Origin of the sequence: Aeromonas sp. MaB10011B (genome assembly GCF_017939325.1) — a bacterium.
Taxonomy (GTDB): domain Bacteria; phylum Pseudomonadota; class Gammaproteobacteria; order Enterobacterales; family Aeromonadaceae; genus Aeromonas; species Aeromonas caviae.
The window spans coordinates 1-18,936 of sequence record NZ_JAGKRK010000012.1 but is presented as its reverse complement, the minus strand read 5'-3'; the positions used below and the strand labels follow the sequence as shown (position 1 = coordinate 18,936).

The following is an 18,936-nucleotide window of genomic DNA, read 5'->3' as shown; positions in this document are numbered from 1 at the left end:
TTAAGGTGGAAAAACCTGTAGTTCTGGGCACCCTGGGGACCGTTTACGGGATCAAGGGCTGGCTTAAAGTGAACTCCTTCACCGATGTTGCCGAAGCGATTTTCGATTACAACCCCTGGCTGATCAATCAGAACGGGGCGTGGCGTGAAATCCGGGTGTCATCCTGGAAGCGTCACAACAAGGGTCTGATCTGCAAACTCGATGGTATCGATGTGCGTGAGGATGCCCTGGCATTGACCAACGTCGAGATTGGCGTCCCCGCCGATCTGTTGCCTGCGTTGCCCGAAGGGGAGTTCTACTGGCGTGACCTCATTGGTTGCACCGTGGTAACCACCAAGGGATACGACCTGGGCAAGGTGACCGAATTGATGGAAACCGGCTCCAACGATGTGTTGGTGGTTGAGGCCAATGTAAAAGATGCCTTTGGTGCAAAGGAGCGGTTGATACCGTTCCTGGAAGAGCAGGTGATCAAGAATATTGATCTGACTGCTCGAACAATCGAAGTTGATTGGGATCCTGGTTTCTAGTTTCCCGCGCTAACACGGGTGCCGGAGGTTTCTTATGTGGATTGGGGTCATTAGCCTCTTCCCGGAAATGTTCCGAGCCATTACCGAGCACGGGGTAACGGGTCGGGCCGTCAAGAGTGGCCTGCTGCAGATTGAGTGCTGGAACCCTCGGGACTTCACCCACGACAAACACCGTACGGTCGATGATCGTCCTTATGGTGGTGGGCCCGGCATGTTGATGATGGTTCAGCCGCTGCGTGATGCCATTCATGCAGCCAAGCAAGCGGCGGGAGACGGGGCGAAAGTCATCTATCTCTCTCCTCAGGGACGCAAGCTGACTCAAGCGGGCGTGACCGAGTTGGCGACGAATCAGAAACTGATTCTGGTCGCCGGTCGATACGAAGGTATCGATGAGCGCGTGATACAAACCGAAGTCGACGAAGAGTGGTCTATCGGGGATTACGTGTTAAGTGGTGGCGAGTTGCCTGCCATGACCCTGATCGATGCGGTTTCGCGTCTGGTCCCGGGGGTCTTGGGTGATCAGGCCAGTGCCGAGCAGGACTCCTTCACGGATGGGCTGCTGGATCATCCCCACTATACTCGGCCGGAGGTGTTGGATGGGCTGACGGTGCCCGAGGCGCTGACAAGCGGCAATCACGAAGTGATTCGGCGCTGGCGACTCAAGCAATCGCTCGGACGAACCTGGCAGAGAAGGCCGGAACTTATTAACAACCTAGCTCTGACTGACGAGCAAGAATCACTTCTTGCCGAGTATGTCCGCGAAGTGCGTGACAGCGTTAAGTAGAGTTTTCAGTTTATCCTAGGTAAGGAAAGACAATGAGCAAGATTATTCAGCAGCTTGAACAAGAGCAACTGCGTACCGACATCCCGGCTTTTGCCCAGGGCGACACCGTACGTGTTCAAGTTCGTGTTAAAGAAGGTGGTAAAGAGCGTCTGCAGGCTTTCGAAGGCATCGTGATTGCCAAGCGTAACCGCGGTCTGCACTCTGCTTTCACCGTTCGCAAGATCTCCAACGGCGAAGGTGTTGAGCGCGTATTCCAGACTCACTCTCCGCTGATCCACAGTGTAGAACTGAAGCGTCGTGGTGATGTTCGCCGCGCCAAACTGTACTACCTGCGCAACCTGTCCGGCAAAGCTGCTCGTATCAAAGAGAAGCTCAACTAATTCGATTCGAATTGGTGTCGGTATGTCGGCGAAAAGCTCGACAGGTAGTGAAAAGGCTCGCCAATGGCGAGCCTTTTTTGTATCCGCTTTCGGGTGTTCCAGCTCAACCTGGCTGGCTGACCCGCACCACAGAGTTGTCCCTTCCGAAGGGGCCGGGCACATAGTCATCCGCTTCCCAATCGTTGTCGTAGAGGGTCTCCCCGTTCGGTTGCACCAGCTGATAGCAGTATTCGAAATGGCTGGGACCATCGGTGGGCAGGTTGAGTGTCGCCTTGAACTCCCCGCTCTTCATTCTTTTCAGTTCTATGGGCTGCCACTGGCTGAATTCACCCAGCAGCAGTACCTGTTCGGCCTCGCCTGCGGCCTCCTTTTCCACGGCGAAGGTCACCTTGACCTCGGGACGCGATTTCAGAAATTGCTTGTTGATCGGCATGTTGACTCCTTGTCACTGGCTGCGAAGAAAGTAGTGCTGGTTATTTTTATATCACTTTATGACAAGGATGTTGATAAACAGGATCAAAGGGGGAGGGCAAAATGGCGCTGTAGGAGTTGATGGGTGAACTCGATCTTGAGGTAGAAGCCCCGTGGTAGCGTCATGATGGGTTGGCCATTGCGGCCGATGGCGCGGGTCAGCGCCTTGCTGTTGGCCGCCTTGGGGCGCAGCTGCAATACCTGGCCGTGGCGGGCGCTGATCTGCTCGACTTCCCCCAGCACTATCATGTCCATCAGCTCTTCCCAGTCCTGGCGCAGCAGCTGTTCTTCCTCCTCGCTCGGACTCCACAGCAGGGGCATGCCGACGCGGCGCTCGCCGACCGGGATCTCGCGGCTCCCTTCCACCGGGATCCAGAGGACCCGTGACAGCTTGTTGCGCACGTTCGACTCTTCCCAGCGCTGGCCGCTGACCCCGATGAGGGGGGCCACGCAGACAAAGGTGGTTTCCAGCGGGCGCCCTTGAGGATCGACGGGGATCGTCTTGAGCTCGATACCGAGATCCGGAAAATCCTGCTCGGGACGGCTACCTGCACTGGCCCCCAGCTGCCACTCGATCAACTGCCCTGTCCAGCCCTTGTCACGCCTGAGATCCCGCGGTACGGGGATGCCCGCCGTTGCGGCAAGCTGGGCCAGAGTGAAGCCCGCCATGGTGTAGGCTCGACTGAGCAGCTCTTGTTCTGACTGGGGATTGGCGGGCATGAGGGCTCCTGTGAGTGAGAACGGCCTTGGCAAGGTGGATCCTTGCCAAGGATCGTCGATTTTGTAACCGATCCCTGTCCAGCTATGCACAGAGGGGGGGAGATCGTTGATTTATGTATATCGCAATGATTTTAAAGGAATTTGGCTTTTTTCTCCAGCCTGGTAAAGGGGGAGATCTCCGCCCGACTGAGTTGTCCAAGGGTTTGGGTTGGCTGTTTCACATACTTATCCACAGAAATCTTGGATAACTGGGAGAAAGTGGTGATACGGAGCTCGTCATAAGAAATAAATGTGAGAGCACGCCAATTTTTCTCGCCATTTCGGTGCAGATAGTGCGCCATATCTGTGGATAAATCAGCCTTGGTGGATCTTTGAGCAGTCGAACTTGTTCACAATTGACATGGAGGATCCTTGGGGGCGAAACGCATGGATCCAGATCCAGTAATCAAAGTCTAAGTTTATGTATTTAAATGCATATTCTGTTATTTGATGAATCGGTTATGATATGACTCCGTGAGAGGGTGCAGTATCAAACTACTGTATATACCTGCTTGATCACAGGTTTATGCACAGTCTGGGTGGGCAACTTGCCCGGCTTGTGCTCCTGGTTTGTTTATAACTTTGCTTGAAATAGCAAGTTATTCATGAATGGAAGATGACAGTCCCTGTTTGCCGCCACGGAGTGAATGTGGAACAATCCCTTTATAGATTCAGCCTTTATAAGGTGATCACGTGATAGATGGTGACGGATTTCGTCCCAATGTCGGCATCGTGATCTGTAACCGTGACGGACAAGTATTGTGGGCTAAGCGCTATGGGCAGCACTCCTGGCAGTTTCCGCAGGGGGGGGTTGATGATGGTGAATCGCCGGAACAGGCCATGTATCGTGAGCTGTATGAGGAGATAGGCCTCAAGCCGGACGATGTGACCATACTGGCGACCAGTCGCAACTGGCTGAAGTATCGTTTACCCAAGCGTCTTGTCCGTTGGGACAGTTCACCGGTCTGTATTGGCCAGAAGCAGAAATGGTTTTTGTTGCAGCTCGATCCCGGCAAAGAGTCCAGGATCCAGTTTGGCTGTCATGGTCACCCGGAATTTGATGATTGGCGTTGGGTCAGCTTCTGGTACCCGGTTCGCCAGGTCGTCTCCTTCAAGCGGGAAGTTTACCGCCGGGTGATGAAGGAGTTTGCCCCGCTGGCGATGCCAGTCCCCGTGGTGCAGGCTAATCGAAAGGATGGGCGGCGCAACCGCTCGCGCTAAGGAGCATGACTAGTTGCTGACGGAACTCAGACGCATCGTGGAGAGCATGGCCGAGGCCAATACCCTCGAACAGGCCCTGCAAGCATTGGTAAGCCAGACCAGGCTCGCCATGACGGTGGACTGCTGCTCCGTCTATGTCGCCGAGCCCGAGATGCGGCGCTACCGGCTGGCGGCCACCGATGGTCTTGCCGAGTCGGCCGTGGGCAAGGCCACCCTGCCATTCGAGCAGGGCATCGTCGGTCTGGTGGGTCAGCGTGAAGAGCTGATCAACCTGGCCGATGCGCCCGCACACCCCAGTTTCAAGTTCCTGCCCGATGTGGCCGAGGAGGCGTTCCGCTCCTTCCTCGGTGCACCCATCATGCACCAGCGCCAGGTGGTGGGCATTCTGGTGGTACAGCAGAAGGAGAGCCGCTTCTTCGATGAGGGGGAAGAGTCCTTCATGGTCACGCTGGCGGCGCAGCTCGCTGCCCGTATCGCCCATGCCCAGGCCAAGGGGTGGTTGCAGAAGACGGACTGGAGCAAGCCGCTGCGCGGCATCGCCGGGGCCAGCGGCATCGCCATCGCCAAGGCCTGGGTGTGGCGTCCGCGCAAGGCGCTCAACACCATCACCCCGCGCAAGGACGAGGATCATGCCAAGCAGCTGGCCCGTCTCGAGCTGGCGGTGGAGGAGGTGCGCCACGATCTTGAGAGCCTGGCCCTGCGCTTTCGCGAGAGTTACAGCCAGGACTCGGTCGCCATCTTCGACATCTATCTGCACCTGCTTAACGATCCCGGCTACATCAAGCCCATCCGCAACAAGGTCAGCAAGGAACACTGGACGGCGATCTCGGCGGTCAAACTCATCAGCGATCGGCTGATAGAGCAGTTCAAGGGGATGAAGGATCCCTATCTGCGGGAGCGCTCCACCGATGTGAAAGACATCGCCCAGCGGCTCATCAGCCGGCTGGTGCAGGACGAACCCGAGCAGCTCACCATCGGCGAACCCGTGGTGCTGGTCGCCGATGAAGTAACGGCCACCATCCTTGCGGAGATCCCGCGGGAATTCCTGAGCGGCGTGGTGTCGCTCAAGGGGGGGACCAACTCCCACGCCGCCATCCTGGCCCGTGCCATGGGGGTGGCTGCCATCATGGGGGTGGATCTGCCCCTCGGCGACATCGGCGGGCGCACCCTGGTCATCGATGGCTACAGCGGCGATCTCTTCATCGAACCCAACCAGGTGATCCTGACCGAGTACCGACAACTGCTGAGCGAGGAGCGGGCGCTGGATACCCTAGTGCGAAGCGTCGACAACCAGCCCTCCGAGACCGCCGACGGCACGCCTGTCTCTCTGCTGCTCAATGCCGGCCTCAGCGCCGATACCGAGATCTCCCTCAACCATCTGGCGGACGGCGTCGGACTCTATCGCACCGAGATCCCCTTCATGCTGCAGGACAGCTTCCCCTCGGAGTGGGAGCAGACGGCGCGCTATCGCGGGATCCTGGAGACCTACCGGGACAGGCCGGTCTGCATGCGCACCCTGGACGTGGGAGGGGACAAGCAACTGCCCTACTTCCCCATCGTGGAGGAAAATCCCTTCCTTGGCTGGCGGGGGATCCGGCTCACCCTGGATCACCCCGAGCTCTTCCTGGTTCAGCTCAAGGCCATGCTGCGGGCCAGCGAAGGGCTGGACAATCTGGCCATCATGCTGCCGATGATCAGCAGCGTCAGTGAGATCAAGGCCTCCCGCCGGTTGCTGGATCAGGCCTGGCGCGAGGTGTCGGAGGAGGCGGCGAGCCGCGATGCGGTGATCCGCTACCCCAGTCTCGGAGTGATGATAGAAGTCCCCTCCGCGCTGTACATCCTGCCGGAGATGGCGCCGCTCATCGACTTCTGGTCGGTGGGCAGCAACGACCTGACCCAGTACCTGCTGGCGGTGGATCGCAACAATGCCCGTGTCGCCAGCATCTACGACGCCTTCCACCCCGCGGTGATCCGCGCCCTGCAGCTGCTGGTCGATGCCTCTCAGCGCTACCACAAGCCGGTCTCGGTCTGTGGCGAGCTGGCCGGCGATCCGGTCGGCGTGCTGCTGCTGCTGGCCATGGGCTATCGCCGCTTCAGCATGAATACCCACAATATTTCGCGCATCAAGTACGTGCTGCGTCAATCCGACCTCGGGGAGCTGAAGACGCTGCTGGCCGATGGCCTCAAGCACGACAATCCCCACGTGCTGCGCGGCCTGTTTGCCCGCTACCTGGAAGAACACGGGCTGGGCGGCTTGCTGCGGGCGGGCCACAAGGTCAGGCTGCCAGATTGATATTCAGTCTTGTTCCTGCTGGCGAATGATCGGAGAATGCGGCTTTTCCTATGACTGGGGCCGCTTATGCAGCACGACGGATATTGGATTTTCTCGCAGATTGATCCCGTAGCATTCAGTTTGGGACCACTATCGGTTCGCTGGTATGGTCTCATGTACCTGTTCGGCTTCGCCTTCGCCATGTGGCTGGCGGGCCGTCGCGCCGATGCGCCGAACAGCGGCTGGACCCGCAACGAGGTCTCCGACCTGCTGTTCTACGGCTTCCTCGGGGTCATTCTCGGTGGCCGCATCGGCTACGTGCTGTTCTACAATTTCGATCTCTTCCTCGCCGACCCGACCTACCTGTTCAAGATCTGGACCGGGGGCATGTCGTTCCACGGTGGTCTCATCGGGGTCATCACCGCCATGATCTGGTTTGCCCACAAGACCCAGCGCCACTTCTTCACCGTGGCCGACTTCGTGGCGCCGCTCATCCCCTTTGGCCTCGGCGTCGGTCGCATCGGCAACTTCATGAATGGCGAGCTGTGGGGGCGGGTCACCGATGTGCCCTGGGCCATCATCTTCCCGGAGGCGGGCCCCGAGCCGCGCCATCCGTCCCAGCTCTACCAGTTCGCCCTGGAAGGGGTGGTGCTCTTCATCATCCTGAACCTGTTCTGGCGCAAGCATCCACCCCGCGGCGCCATCTCAGGCCTGTTCCTGCTGTTCTACGGCCTGTTCCGCTTCCTGGTGGAGTTCGTCCGTCAGCCGGACAGCCAGCTGGGCCTCTACTTCAACGAGATCAGCATGGGCCAGATCCTCTCCACCCCGATGATAGTGGCGGGGGCGCTCATGGTCTGGGCCGCCTATAAACAGCCCCGTCTGTTCGGCAATGCGCCCAAGGAGGCCAAGTAATGCGTGCCTATCTCGACCTGATGCAGAAGATCCTGGACGAGGGGACAGTCAAATCCGATCGTACCGGGACCGGGACCGTTTCCCTGTTTGGTCATCAGATGCGCTTCAATCTGGCGGAAGGCTTCCCGCTGGTGACCACCAAGAAGTGTCACCTGCGCTCCATCATTCACGAGCTGCTCTGGTTCCTCGACGGCGATACCAATATCGCCTACCTCAAAGAGAACGGCGTCAGCATCTGGGACGAGTGGGCCGACGAGAACGGCGATCTGGGCCCGGTCTACGGCGCCCAGTGGCGCTCCTGGCCGACCGCCGACGGGGCTGTCATCGACCAGATCCAGAAGGCGGTGGACGACATCAGGCAAAACCCGGATTCTCGCCGCATCATCGTCTCCGCCTGGAACGTGGGCGAGCTGGACAAGATGGCGCTCGCTCCCTGCCACGCCTTCTTCCAGTTCTATGTGGCGGACGGCAAGCTCTCCTGCCAGCTCTACCAGCGCAGTTGCGATGTCTTCCTCGGCCTGCCGTTCAACATCGCGAGCTACGCCCTGCTGACCCACATGATGGCCCAGCAGTGTGACCTCGAGGTGGGGGACTTCGTCTGGACCGGGGGCGACGTGCATCTCTATGCCAACCACATGGAGCAGACGGCGCTGCAGCTCAGCCGTGAGCCGCGGCCCTTGCCGCAGCTGGTGATCAAGCGCAAGCCGGACTCCATCTTCGACTACAGGTTCGAGGACTTCGAGATCCAGGGCTATGATCCCCATCCCGGCATCAAGGCCCCCGTTGCCATCTGAGGGGCCCCTTGCCCCCCGGAGACGGACAGTGAAGACGGTTCGACACTCCTGTTCCATTGGCGCCTGCGGGCGCCTTTTTCATGCCTCATGTGAATTGTTATGCATTTTTTGGCGTGAGGAACTGGGGGGAAGGGGAGGGGAAGACGGTGCTTATAGCAGACACAATCCATTTTGCCTTCGGTTTTTTCGTTGTTACTGGCTGTTAGAAACGATTTTTCATTGAACTACTCGACCCCTAGACTGAAAAGATGCAATTTTACGGGTAGTTAGACATGAGCGATGTATTCAAGCGTTTTCTCAAACTGGAGTCCGCTTCCGGAATAATTCTGATCCTGGCCGCCTTGTTGGCCATGGGCCTGGCGAACTCGGCCCTGGCGCAGCACTATCAGAGCTTCCTCAATACCGAGGTGCAGGTTCGCATCGCGGCTCTCGACATCAACAAGCCGCTGCTGCTCTGGATCAACGACGGCTTCATGGCGATCTTCTTCCTGCTGGTCGGCCTCGAAGTGAAGCGCGAGATGCTGGAGGGGGCGCTCTCCTCCCGGGTGCAGGCCACCTTCCCGGCCATTGCCGCCGTGGGCGGCATGCTGGCCCCCGCGCTCATCTACAGCCTCTTCAACTACGGGGACGAGGCCACCCGGGCTGGCTGGGCCATCCCGGCCGCGACCGACATCGCCTTCGCCCTCGGGGTGATGGCATTGCTGGGCAAGCGGGTACCGACCAGCCTCAAGGTCTTCCTGCTGGCCTTGGCCATCATGGATGACCTGGGGGTCATCATCATCATCGCCTTGTTCTATACCCAGCAGTTGTCGCTGACCGCGCTGGCGATAGGTGTGGTGGCCACCTTGACCCTGCTGTGGATGAACCGCCGTGGTGAGGACAGAATTGGCCTCTACATGCTGGTGGGGCTGGTGCTCTGGGTCGCGGTGCTCAAGTCCGGCGTCCACGCGACGTTGGCCGGTGTGGTGGTGGGCTTTATGATCCCGCTGAACGGCAAGCGCTATGCGTCACCGCTCAAGCATCTGGAGCATGTGCTGCACCCCTGGAGCGCCTTCCTGATCCTGCCACTGTTCGCCTTTGCGAATGCGGGGGTCTCTCTGGAGGGGATCTATCTCTCGGCCCTGCTCAACCCGCTTCCCATGGGCATCATACTGGGCCTCTTCGTCGGCAAGCCGCTCGGGATCTTCACCATCAGCTGGCTGGCGGTGAAAACCGGTGTCGCCCAGCTGCCGCAAGGAGTGAACTTCAGACAAATCTTTGCCGTCAGCATCCTGTGTGGCATCGGCTTCACCATGTCGATGTTCATCGCGTCGCTGGCGTTCGAGCATGGCGGACTGGACTACGGCAGCTACTCGCGCCTCGGGATCCTGGCGGGGTCCACCCTGGCGGCCGTGACCGGTTATATCGCCCTGCGGATGGCGCTGCCCAATCGGGAGGCGAATCAAAGCACGGAGGGGTTATGAAACGACTCGGATGGTTAGTCATGCTGGCGAGTCCTGTGGTCTGGGGAAACGGGCTGGCCGATTGCCAGCAGGATGCGGCCTCGGCCGGTTGTTCGGCCTATCTCAACGGGGTGGTCGACAGCGCCCTGATGCTGGGGGACAAGCAGGCCAAGGCCCGGTTTGGCGAGACCTTCGCCGAGCGGGCCCTGAGCAGCCGGGCCGGCGAGCGGGTCAAGCAGTCCAACAAGCGCTACTGCTCCGAGCGGATGCCGGATCCCGTTCGCCTCAAGGCCCATCTGCAGGCGCAGTTCGACGCGAACAAGGTTGACTCGATCAGCGACATGTATGACATTCTGGCGGTTGAACTCAGCTGCTATCGGAGCCCGCCTGGCGCGGGAACCCCATCGGATGTCACACCTTAATTACAATCACCTCTACTATTTTTGGATGACGCAGAAGAAGGGCTCCGTCACGCAGGCGGCGGAAGCCCTCTTCCTGACCCCCCAGACCGTCACCGGCCAGATAAAGCTGCTCGAGCAGCGCCTCGGTGGTAAGTTGTTGATCAGAAAAGGGAGATCTCTCGAAGCCACCGAGCTTGGCCAGCTGGTGTTCCGCTATGCCGACAAGATGTTCAGCCTCTCCTACGAGATGCTGGATATCGTCAACTACCGCAAGGAGAGCCAGGTCCTGTTCGACGTCGGCATCGCCGATGCGCTCTCCAAGCGCCTCGCCAGCCGGGTACTGCTCTCCGTCATCCCGAACGACGGCTCCATCCACCTGCGTTGCTTCGAGTCGACCCACGAGTTGTTGCTGGAGCAGTTGAGCGAGCACAAGCTCGACATGATCCTCTCCGACTGCCCGGTGGACTCCAGCCAGCATGCCGGGCTGCTCTCCAAGCGGCTCGGAGGCTGTGGCGTCAGCTTCTTCTGCAAGGCGCCGCTGCCCGAAAAACCCTTTCCCGCCTGTCTGGAGGAGCGCAAGCTGCTCATTCCCGGTCGCCGTACCGCCATGGGTCGCCAGTTGACCCAATGGTTCGAGCAACAGGGCATCTCTCCCAGCATCCTGGGGGAGTTCGACGATGCGGCCCTGATGAAGGCGTTCGGCTTCTTCAATCAGGGCATCTTCATGGCACCGACCATCTACCGGGAGGAGATTCTGGAGGGGGAGGAGGTGATGCTGCTAGGTGAAACCCAGGATCTGATGGAGGAGTACTACGTCATCTTCGCCGAGCGGATGATCCAGCATCCGGCGGTGAAACGGGTGTGCGAGAGTGAATTCTCCTTCCTCTTTGCCGGGCAGGAGGATTTCACCGCCATTCAACCGGCGAGCCTGTCTTTTTAAATCGTCGAGGTCGGGGTTATGATGGCTGTCTTGCAGGAGAGGGGATGAGATGCAGTTGGAAGAGATGGAGGCGAATGCCGGGCGTGCCGTCACCCTGCTCAAGGCGCTGGCCAACGAGCGGCGACTGTTCATTCTGTGTCAGTTGCTGGAGCGGGAGTTGTCGGTGGGGGAACTCAATGAGCGGCTGGGACTGAGTCAGTCGGCCCTGTCACAACATCTGGCCGTGTTGAGGCGCGATGAGCTGGTGGCGACGAGGAAGGAGGCCCAGACGGTCTACTATTCCCTGCGCAGCCTTGAGGTACGCGAGATGATCGGATTGTTGCACAGGCTGTATTGCAGCGAGCCCAAATAAAAAACCGGCACTAAGGCCGGTTTTTTCAGCTTTCATCAGCGGATGCTGATTAAGCCATGGCTTTGATCTGGGCAGACAGGCGGCTCTTGTGACGAGCAGCTTTGTTCTTGTGGATCAGGCCTTTGGTCGCCATACGATCCATGATCGGCTGAGCAACAGCGAAAGCGGCAGTGGCAGCAGCCTTGTCGCCAGAGGCGATGGCAGCGATCACTTTCTTCAGGTAGGTACGGGTCATGGAACGACGGCTGGCGTTGTGCTGACGACGTTTCTCTGACTGAAGAGCACGCTTCTTAGCAGATTTGATGTTAGCCAAGGTAAAACTCCTAAAACTGTCTTAGCGAGTGTATTGAAAAGGCCCGGAAATATGCCTTCCCAACCACATATTGTCAAATGATTTGTGCAAATAAACACCGCCCCCCGGTGGTGTGTCAGATGGGAGACGGTTAAACTGTCGGCCGATTCTAACAGCATTCTTTTCTTTCCGACAGTTCCAGAGGCCTCGTCTTGAGTAAGAAATTGATCAAATCCGGCATGATAGTGTCCGGAATGACGCTGGCATCCCGTGTGATGGGCTTGGTGCGCGATGTGGTCATCGCGAATCTGCTCGGTGCCGGGGTGGCCGCAGACGTCTTCTTCTTCGCCAATCGCATTCCCAACTTCTTGCGCCGCCTGTTTGCCGAAGGGGCGTTCAACCAGGCCTTCGTCCCCGTGATGACGGAATACAAGAAAAACGGTGACGAGCAGGCGCTGCGCGATCTGCTGGCCGCGGTGGCAGGTACCCTCGGCGGTATCGTCACCGTAGTGACCCTGCTCGGGGTGCTGGGTTCAGGCGTCCTGACGGCCCTGTTCGGATGGGGCTGGTTCTGGGACTGGCTGCACGATGGCCCGGCGGCGGAGAAGTTCGAGCTGGCCAGCCTGATGCTCAAGATCACCTTCCCCTATCTCTGGTTCATCACCTTCACCGCCATGGCGGGAGCCATCCTCAATACCTTCGGGCGCTTCGCGGTTTCGTCGTTCACGCCGGTGTTTCTCAACGTCACTATGATAGGGGCGGCATGGTGGATAGCGCCGTTGCTGGATCGCCCCGAGATCTCGCTGGCCATCGGTGTCTTCCTCGGCGGCCTGGTGCAGTTCCTGTTCCAGTACCCCTTCCTGCGCCAGCTCAACATGCTGGTCTGGCCCAAGTGGGGTTGGCACCATCCCGGGGTGGTGAAGATCCGCACCCTGATGATCCCCGCCCTGTTCGGTGTCTCGGTCAGCCAGATCAACCTGCTGATCAACACCATGCTGGCCTCCTTCCTGGCCACAGGTGCCATCAGCTACCTCTATTACTCGGACAGGCTGCTGGAGTTTCCCCTCGGCCTCTTTGCCGTGGCCATCAGCACCGTGATCCTGCCGGCCCTGGCCCGCAAGCATGTGGACGCGGATCCGGCGGATTTCTCCCGCACCATGGACTGGGGGGTGCGCATGGTGATGCTGCTGGGCCTGCCCGCCATGGTGGGGATCGCCGTGCTGCGCGAGCCCATACTGCGAGTGCTCTTCATGCGCGGCGAGTTCGGCCTGCACGAGGTGAGCATGTCGAGCGCCAGCTTGCTGGCGTCCACCACAGGCCTGCTCTCCCTGATGCTGATCAAGGTGCTGGCACCGGGCTACTACGCCCGTCAGGACACCAAGACCCCGGTGCGCATCGGCATCATGGCCATGGTGGCCAACATGGTGTGCAACCTCCTCTTCATCTATCCGCTCGGCTACGTGGGGTTGGCGCTGGCGACCGCCTGCTCCGGCACCCTGAACGCGGCCCTGCTGTTCAAGGGGCTCTATCAGCAGAACGTCTACCGCCCCTCCCGCAACACCGGGGTGTTCTGCCTCAAGCTGCTGGCCGCCACTGTGCTGATGGGGGGGCTTCTGGCCTATCTGTCGCCGGACCTCGCCCAGTGGGGCGCCTGGAGCATGGGCAAGGCCAGCCTGGAGCTGACCCTGCTGCTCTGCCTTGGCGGGGCGCTGTACGGGATAGTCCTGCTGGCGCTGGGCATCCGGCCAAGACACCTGAAATCAGATCGCCAATAGGGAGCAACCCCGTCTCCATGGCGTCGGATAGCTGAAATCGGGTCAACGGCAGGGCTGACCCTGCCTGCTGCCTGATATATAATCCGCCGATTTCCATGGCAGCAACGCACAAGGCACTGATGGAGCTTATTCGCGGCATTCACAATATCAAGCCCCGTCACCGGGGCTGTGTATTGACCATAGGCAACTTCGATGGGGTTCATCAGGGGCACCACGCGGTGTTGGCCCGCTTGCAGGAGAAGGCAGCCCAACTTGGCCTGCCCGCCTGCGTCATGTTGTTCGAACCCCAGCCGCTGGAGCTGTTTGCGGGCAGTGCCGCGCCCGCCCGCCTCAGCCGCTGGCGGGAGAAGTACGAAGCCCTCAAGGGAATGCAGATCGATCGCATGCTCTGCGTGCGTTTCACCCATCGTTTTGCCGAGCAGGCGGCCTGCACCTTCATCGAGCAACTGCTGGTGGAGAAACTCGGCGTGCACTATCTGGTGGTCGGCGACGATTTTCGCTTCGGCAAGGGGCGGGAAGGGGACTTCCACCTGCTGGAGGAGGCCGGTCGGCGCTTCGGGTTCGAGGTGATCAGCACCCAGAGTTTCCAGCTTTCCCGCCAGCGGGTCAGCAGCACCCTGGTGCGCGAGGCCCTCAGGGCCGGGCGCATGGCGGAGGTGGAGCTGATGCTCGGTCGCCCCTATGCCATCAGCGGTCGGGTGGCCCACGGCGACAAGCTGGGGCGCACCATAGGTTTTCCCACCGCGAATCTGGCCCTCAAACGCCAGGTTGTCCCGGTCGGTGGCGTGTTTGCGGTGGAAGTGATATGTTCCGGCAAGACTTTCCCCGGTGTCGCCAATGTGGGTGTGCGTCCGACCTTGAGCGGTACACAAGCCAGATTGGAAGTACATCTATTTGATTTTTCTGGTGATCTATATGGTCAGCAGGTCAAGGTGCTGCTTCGCCACAAGCTGCGCGAAGAGCAGAAATTTGACTCTTTCACCGCCTTGAAAGAGCAGATCGAACGAGATGCCCTGGCGGCCCGAGCCTGGTTCGGGCTGCCACAATTTCATTTACCCAGCACTCTTTTAGAAAAGAAGGGAACCCAGGACTGATGAGCGACTATAAACACACCCTGAATCTGCCGGAAACCGAGTTTCCGATGCGTGGCGATCTGGCCAAACGCGAACCCAACATGTTGAAACGTTGGTACGATCAGGATCTTTACGGCGCCATTCGCCGCGCCAAAGCGGGTAAGCCTTCTTTCATTCTGCACGATGGCCCCCCCTATGCGAACGGCAGCATTCACATCGGTCACTCGGTCAACAAGATCCTCAAAGACATCATCATCAAGTCCAAAGGCCTTTCTGGCTTCGATTCCCCCTATGTGCCGGGCTGGGATTGCCACGGTCTGCCCATCGAGCTGAAAGTGGAAGGCATGGTCGGCAAGCCGGGCGAGAAGGTTTCCGCCGCCGAGTTCCGAGCCGAGTGCCGCAAATACGCCAAGACCCAGATCGAAGCGCAGAAGACCGACTTCATCCGTCTGGGCGTGCTGGGTGACTGGGAACACCCCTACCTGACCATGGATTTTGGCACCGAAGCCAACATCATCCGCTCCATGGCCAAGATCGTTGAAAACGGCCACCTGCACAAAGGCTCCAAGCCGGTGCACTGGTGTACCGATTGCGGCTCCGCGCTTGCTGAGGCCGAAGTGGAGTACTACGACAAAAATTCCCCCTCCATCGACGTGCGCTTCAAGGCCGTCGACGAGGCTGCCGTCGCCGCCAAGTTTGACTGCGCCGAAGGCCACACCGGCAAGGGCGTGATCTCTGCCGTGATCTGGACCACCACCCCCTGGACCCTGCCGGCCAACCGCGCCATCGCCATGCACGCCGATCTGGACTACGCCCTGGTGCAGGTGGAGGGCGAGCATCCCGAGCGCCTGATCCTGGCCGCCGAGCTGGTCAAGGACGTGATGGACAGGGCCGGCATCGAGAAGTTCCACAACCTGGGCTACGCCAAGGGCGCGGCGCTCGAGCTGCTGCGCTTCAATCACCCCTTCTACCACTTCGATGTGCCCGTGGTGCTGGGTGACCATGTCACCCTGGACGCCGGTACCGGCGCCGTGCACACCGCCCCTGGCCACGGTCAGGAAGACTTCGTGGTCGGTCAGAAGTACGGCCTGGAAGTGGCCAACCCGGTGGGCAGCAACGGCGTCTATCTGCCGGATACCGAGCTGTTTGCCGGCCAGCACGTGTTTAAGGCCAACGCCTCCGTGGTCGAGGTGCTGACCGAGCGCGGCGCCCTGCTTCACCACAAGGTGTTCAACCACTCCTACCCGCACTGCTGGCGCCACAAGACCCCGATCATCTTCCGTGCCACCCCGCAGTGGTTCATCAGCATGGAGCAGAAGGGTCTGCGCAAGCGTGCCCTCGAAGAGATCGAGCGCATCGAGAAAGAGGGCATTGCCCAGCACGGCCAGAGCGGCTGGGTGCCGGCCTGGGGCAAGAACCGCATTCAGGCCATGGTCGAGAATCGTCCCGACTGGTGCATCTCCCGTCAGCGTACCTGGGGCGTGCCCATCTCCCTGTTCGTTCACAAGGATACCCAGGAGCTGCACCCGGATTCCGTCCGCCTGATGGAAGAGGTGGCCAAGCGGGTCGAGCAGTCCGGCATCCAGGCCTGGTGGGATCTGGACAAGGCCGAACTGCTGGGAGCCGACGCCGACCTGTACGACAAGGTGCCCGACACCCTGGACGTCTGGTTCGACTCCGGCTCCACCCATGCCTCCGTGGTCGATGCCCGTCCCGAATTCAACGGCAAGCCAGCCGACATGTATCTGGAAGGTTCCGACCAGCACCGTGGCTGGTTCATGTCGTCGCTCATGATCGGCGTGGCCATGAAAGACAAGGCCCCCTACAACCAGGTGCTGACTCACGGTTTCACCGTGGATGGCCAGGGTCGCAAGATGTCCAAGTCCATCGGCAACGTGGTCAGCCCGCAGGACGTGATGAACAAGCTGGGTGCCGACATCCTGCGTCTGTGGGTCGCCAGCACCGACTACACCGGCGAGATGACCGTCTCCGACGAGATCCTCAAGCGCTCGGCCGACGCCTATCGTCGCATCCGCAACACCGCCCGCTTCCTGCTGGCCAACCTGAACGGCTTCAATCCGGCGACCGACATGGTGGCGCCTGCCGACATGGTGGTGGTGGATCGCTGGGCCGTGGGCCGTGCCAAGGCGGTACAGGCCGAGATCGTGACTGCGTTCGACGAGTACAACTTCCACGGCGTGACCCAGAAGCTGATGCAGTTCTGCTCCATCGAGATGGGTTCCTTCTATCTGGACGTCATCAAGGACCGTCAGTACACCGCCAAGGCTGACAGCCTGGCCCGTCGCTCCTGCCAGACCGCCCTCTATCATATCGCCGAGGCCATGGTGCGCTGGATGGCGCCCATCATGAGCTTCACCGCCGACGAGATCTGGGCGCTGCTGCCAGGTGAGCGTGGCGAATTCGTCTTCACCGAGGAGTGGTACGACGGCCTGTTCGGGCTGGAAGCGGGCGAAGTGCTGAACGACGAGTTCTGGGCCGAGATCCTCGCCGTGCGCGGTGAAGTGAACAAGGCGCTGGAAGTGGCTCGTGGCGAGAAGCGCATCGGTGGCTCCCTGCAGGCCGATCTGACCCTGTTCGCCAAGCCGGAACTGGCTGCCCGCCTGAACGCCCTGGCCGATGAGCTGCGCTTCGTGCTGCTCACCTCCAAGGCCAGGGTGGTCAGCGCCGATGCCGCCCCGGCAGACGCCGTGGCGACCGAGCGCGACGACCTGTGGCTGAGCGTGGCCCAGTCAGCCGCCGCCAAGTGCGACCGCTGCTGGCACCATGTGGAAGACGTGGGCACCATAGCCGGTCACGAAGAGATCTGTGGCCGCTGTGTCACCAACGTCGAGGGTGACGGCGAAACGCGTCAATTTGCCTGATGAACATGACTCAGAACGAGATGAACAACAAAACCGGCCTGCGTTGGCTGTGGCTGGCGGTGCTGGCCTTCGTACTGGACCAGGCGAGCAAGCTCGCCGTGGTCAAGCTGCTGCCGTTTGGCTATCCGGGGGTGGAGATCACCCCCTTCTTCAACCTGGTCCACGTCTACAACAAGGGGGCGGCCTTCAGCTTCCTGGCCGATCAGGGGGGCTGGCAGCGCTGGTTCTTCGCCCTGCTGGCGTTTGCCATCTGCGGCCTGCTGATCCACTGGTTGCGCAAGCAGTCGGTGACCCAGCGCTGGAGCGGTATCGCCTACAGCCTGATCATCGGCGGGGCGCTCGGCAACGTGTTTGACCGGCTGGTGCTGGGCCATGTGGTCGACTTCCTCGACTTCTACTGGCAGCGTGCCCACTGGCCGGCGTTCAACCTGGCGGACAGCTTCATCTTCATCGGTGCCGCCATGATCGTGCTGGATGGCTTCCGTGGCGAGAAAAAACAGGACGCGACCTCATGAGCCAGTCGATTGCTGCGGACAGCAGCGTGCTGTTCCATTTCTCTATCAAACTGGAAGACGGCTCGGTGGCCGACAGCACGGCGCTGCACGGCAAGCCGGCCCGTCTGCGGATGGGAGACGGCAGTCTGACGCCGAGCTTCGAGCAATGCCTGCTGGGGCTGCGCGCAGGGGAGAGCAAGAGCTTCACCCTGGTGCCGGAAGAGGCCTTCGGCCTCTCCAACCCCGATAACATCTACCATCTCGACCGCGCCAAGTTCGGTGCAGATGTAGAGCCCAAGGTAGGTACCATCATACTGTTCGACCAGCCCAACGGCAGCGAGCTGCCCGGGATCATCCGGGCGGTGGAAGGGATGTCGGTTACGGTCGATTTCAACCACCCCCTGGCCGGTCACACCGTCACCTTCGAGGTGGAGATCCTGGGGGTTGATGACGAGGAGAAGGTGCACTGATGGATATTCTGCTGGCTAACCCCCGTGGCTTCTGTGCCGGTGTCGACCGGGCCATCAGCATCGTCGAGAGCGCGCTGGAGAAGTTCGGTGCCCCCATCTATGTCCGCCATGAGGTGGTGCACAACCGCTACGTGGTGAACAAGCTCAAGGAGGCGGGCGCCGTCTTTGTGGAGGAGCTGGATGAGGTGCCGGATGACAGCATCGTCATCTTCTCTGCTCACGGTGTCGCCAAGGTCGTGCGCGAGATGGCCAAATCCCGCGCCCTCAAGGTGTTCGATGCCACCTGTCCGCTGGTGACCAAGGTGCACATGGAGGTCCATCGCGCCAGTCGCAAGGGCTCCGAAGCCGTGCTCATCGGCCATGCCGGCCACCCCGAGGTGATCGGCACCATGGGACAGTACGAGAACAGTGAGGGGGGCATGTATCTGGTGGAGACACCGGAAGACGTGGCCAAACTCAAAGTGAAGAACCCGGACGATCTCTGTTTCGTCACCCAGACCACCCTGAGCGTGGACGAGACCTCGGATGTCATCGATGCGTTGCGTGCGCACTTCCCCAAGATCCAGGGGCCGCGCAAGGATGACATCTGCTATGCCACCCAGAACCGCCAGGATGCCGTGCGGGAGATGGCCGGGCTGGTGGACGCCATGCTGGTGGTGGGGTCGCGCAACTCTTCCAACTCCAACCGTCTGCGG

Annotated in this window: 20 protein-coding genes; 17 read left to right on the top strand and 3 right to left on the bottom strand. The window is 60.3% G+C overall.

The window, feature by feature from the left end; all coding sequences use genetic code 11:
* Positions 1 to 5 precede the first annotated feature (5 nt).
* From rimM to rplS, 3 genes are read left to right on the top strand one after another with little or no spacing between them, the layout of a single operon-like run.
* A complete protein-coding gene (gene rimM / locus J9893_RS05255; RefSeq protein WP_039039979.1) occupies positions 6 to 527 on the top strand; it encodes a ribosome maturation factor RimM in 522 nt (173 codons plus the stop codon).
* A gap of 34 nt (positions 528 to 561) precedes the next feature.
* Positions 562 to 1,311, top strand: coding sequence for a tRNA (guanosine(37)-N1)-methyltransferase TrmD (gene trmD / locus J9893_RS05250; protein ID WP_010673086.1), 750 nt, complete (start codon positions 562 to 564; stop codon positions 1,309 to 1,311).
* 32 nt (positions 1,312 to 1,343) lie between these two features.
* Entirely contained in the window at positions 1,344 to 1,691 is a 348-nt protein-coding gene (gene rplS, locus J9893_RS05245; protein ID WP_005313505.1) for a 50S ribosomal protein L19, read from the top strand.
* 103 nt (positions 1,692 to 1,794) lie between these two features.
* Here the strand turns inward: rplS and J9893_RS05240 are convergent, their stop codons facing one another.
* Positions 1,795 to 2,124: an isoamylase early set domain-containing protein gene (locus J9893_RS05240; RefSeq protein ID WP_210549495.1), complete on the bottom strand. Its 330-nt coding sequence runs from the start codon at positions 2,122 to 2,124 to the stop codon at positions 1,795 to 1,797.
* A gap of 83 nt (positions 2,125 to 2,207) precedes the next feature.
* Positions 2,208 to 2,882: a DNA mismatch repair endonuclease MutH gene (gene mutH / locus J9893_RS05235; RefSeq protein WP_210600300.1), complete on the bottom strand. Its 675-nt coding sequence runs from the start codon at positions 2,880 to 2,882 to the stop codon at positions 2,208 to 2,210.
* Between the two features lie 732 nt (positions 2,883 to 3,614).
* Here mutH and rppH point away from each other — a divergent pair.
* The 8 genes from rppH to J9893_RS05195 all read left to right on the top strand — a co-directional run bounded on the left by rppH (position 3,615) and on the right by J9893_RS05195 (position 11,255).
* Positions 3,615 to 4,142: an RNA pyrophosphohydrolase gene (gene rppH, locus J9893_RS05230; protein ID WP_082035008.1), complete on the top strand. Its 528-nt coding sequence runs from the start codon at positions 3,615 to 3,617 to the stop codon at positions 4,140 to 4,142.
* Positions 4,143 to 4,155: 13 nt separating this feature from the next.
* Complete coding sequence (ptsP, locus tag J9893_RS05225) at positions 4,156 to 6,435, top strand: phosphoenolpyruvate--protein phosphotransferase (RefSeq protein ID WP_210600302.1); 2,280 nt, start codon at positions 4,156 to 4,158, stop codon at positions 6,433 to 6,435.
* A 66-nt stretch (positions 6,436 to 6,501) separates the two neighbouring features.
* The gene (lgt, locus tag J9893_RS05220) at positions 6,502 to 7,326 is read left to right on the top strand and encodes a prolipoprotein diacylglyceryl transferase (RefSeq protein ID WP_042079291.1); all 825 of its coding nucleotides are present in this window, start codon (positions 6,502 to 6,504) and stop codon (positions 7,324 to 7,326) included.
* Complete coding sequence (gene thyA, locus J9893_RS05215) at positions 7,326 to 8,120, top strand: thymidylate synthase (protein WP_103857966.1); 795 nt, start codon at positions 7,326 to 7,328, stop codon at positions 8,118 to 8,120. Before lgt ends, thyA begins: the two co-directional genes overlap by 1 nt.
* Positions 8,121 to 8,392: 272 nt before the next feature.
* Positions 8,393 to 9,583 (top strand): Na+/H+ antiporter NhaA, encoded by a 1,191-nt coding sequence (nhaA, locus tag J9893_RS05210; RefSeq protein WP_103859174.1) that lies wholly within the window; start codon positions 8,393 to 8,395, stop codon positions 9,581 to 9,583.
* Positions 9,584 to 9,603: 20 nt separating this feature from the next.
* Positions 9,604 to 9,984, top strand: a complete 381-nt coding sequence (locus J9893_RS05205) for a hypothetical protein (protein WP_103859173.1) — start codon at positions 9,604 to 9,606, stop codon at positions 9,982 to 9,984.
* A complete protein-coding gene (nhaR, locus tag J9893_RS05200) occupies positions 9,971 to 10,903 on the top strand; it encodes a transcriptional activator NhaR (protein WP_103859172.1) in 933 nt (310 codons plus the stop codon). The genes J9893_RS05205 and nhaR overlap by 14 nt, the downstream gene beginning before the upstream one ends.
* Positions 10,904 to 10,952: 49 nt before the next feature.
* On the top strand, positions 10,953 to 11,255 hold the full coding sequence (locus J9893_RS05195; RefSeq protein WP_042079286.1) for a metalloregulator ArsR/SmtB family transcription factor: 303 nt from the start codon (positions 10,953 to 10,955) through the stop codon (positions 11,253 to 11,255).
* 49 nt (positions 11,256 to 11,304) lie between these two features.
* On the opposite strand, the gene rpsT is transcribed toward J9893_RS05195, so the two are convergent.
* Positions 11,305 to 11,568 (bottom strand): 30S ribosomal protein S20, encoded by a 264-nt coding sequence (gene rpsT / locus J9893_RS05190; protein ID WP_005308808.1) that lies wholly within the window; start codon positions 11,566 to 11,568, stop codon positions 11,305 to 11,307.
* A 191-nt stretch (positions 11,569 to 11,759) separates the two neighbouring features.
* Here rpsT and murJ point away from each other — a divergent pair, with 191 nt between their 5' ends.
* The 6 genes from murJ to ispH form a co-directional block, all read left to right on the top strand.
* Positions 11,760 to 13,322 carry a murein biosynthesis integral membrane protein MurJ gene (gene murJ / locus J9893_RS05185; protein ID WP_103859170.1) on the top strand — a complete coding sequence of 521 codons (1,563 nt, stop codon included), beginning with the start codon at positions 11,760 to 11,762 and terminating at the stop codon, positions 13,320 to 13,322.
* Positions 13,323 to 13,441: 119 nt separating this feature from the next.
* Positions 13,442 to 14,416, top strand: coding sequence for a bifunctional riboflavin kinase/FAD synthetase (ribF, locus tag J9893_RS05180; protein WP_103859169.1), 975 nt, complete (start codon positions 13,442 to 13,444; stop codon positions 14,414 to 14,416).
* Positions 14,416 to 17,277 (top strand): isoleucine--tRNA ligase, encoded by a 2,862-nt coding sequence (gene ileS, locus J9893_RS05175; protein ID WP_210600304.1) that lies wholly within the window; start codon positions 14,416 to 14,418, stop codon positions 17,275 to 17,277. The genes ribF and ileS overlap by 1 nt, the downstream gene beginning before the upstream one ends.
* A complete protein-coding gene (gene lspA, locus J9893_RS05170; protein WP_042079282.1) occupies positions 17,277 to 17,792 on the top strand; it encodes a signal peptidase II in 516 nt (171 codons plus the stop codon). The genes ileS and lspA overlap by 1 nt, the downstream gene beginning before the upstream one ends.
* Positions 17,789 to 18,241 (top strand): FKBP-type peptidyl-prolyl cis-trans isomerase, encoded by a 453-nt coding sequence (gene fkpB, locus J9893_RS05165; protein ID WP_042079281.1) that lies wholly within the window; start codon positions 17,789 to 17,791, stop codon positions 18,239 to 18,241. Before lspA ends, fkpB begins: the two co-directional genes overlap by 4 nt.
* A partial coding sequence (gene ispH / locus J9893_RS05160; RefSeq protein ID WP_210621911.1) for a 4-hydroxy-3-methylbut-2-enyl diphosphate reductase occupies positions 18,241 to 18,936 on the top strand: 696 nt, incomplete at its 3' end. The genes fkpB and ispH, both read left to right, overlap by 1 nt.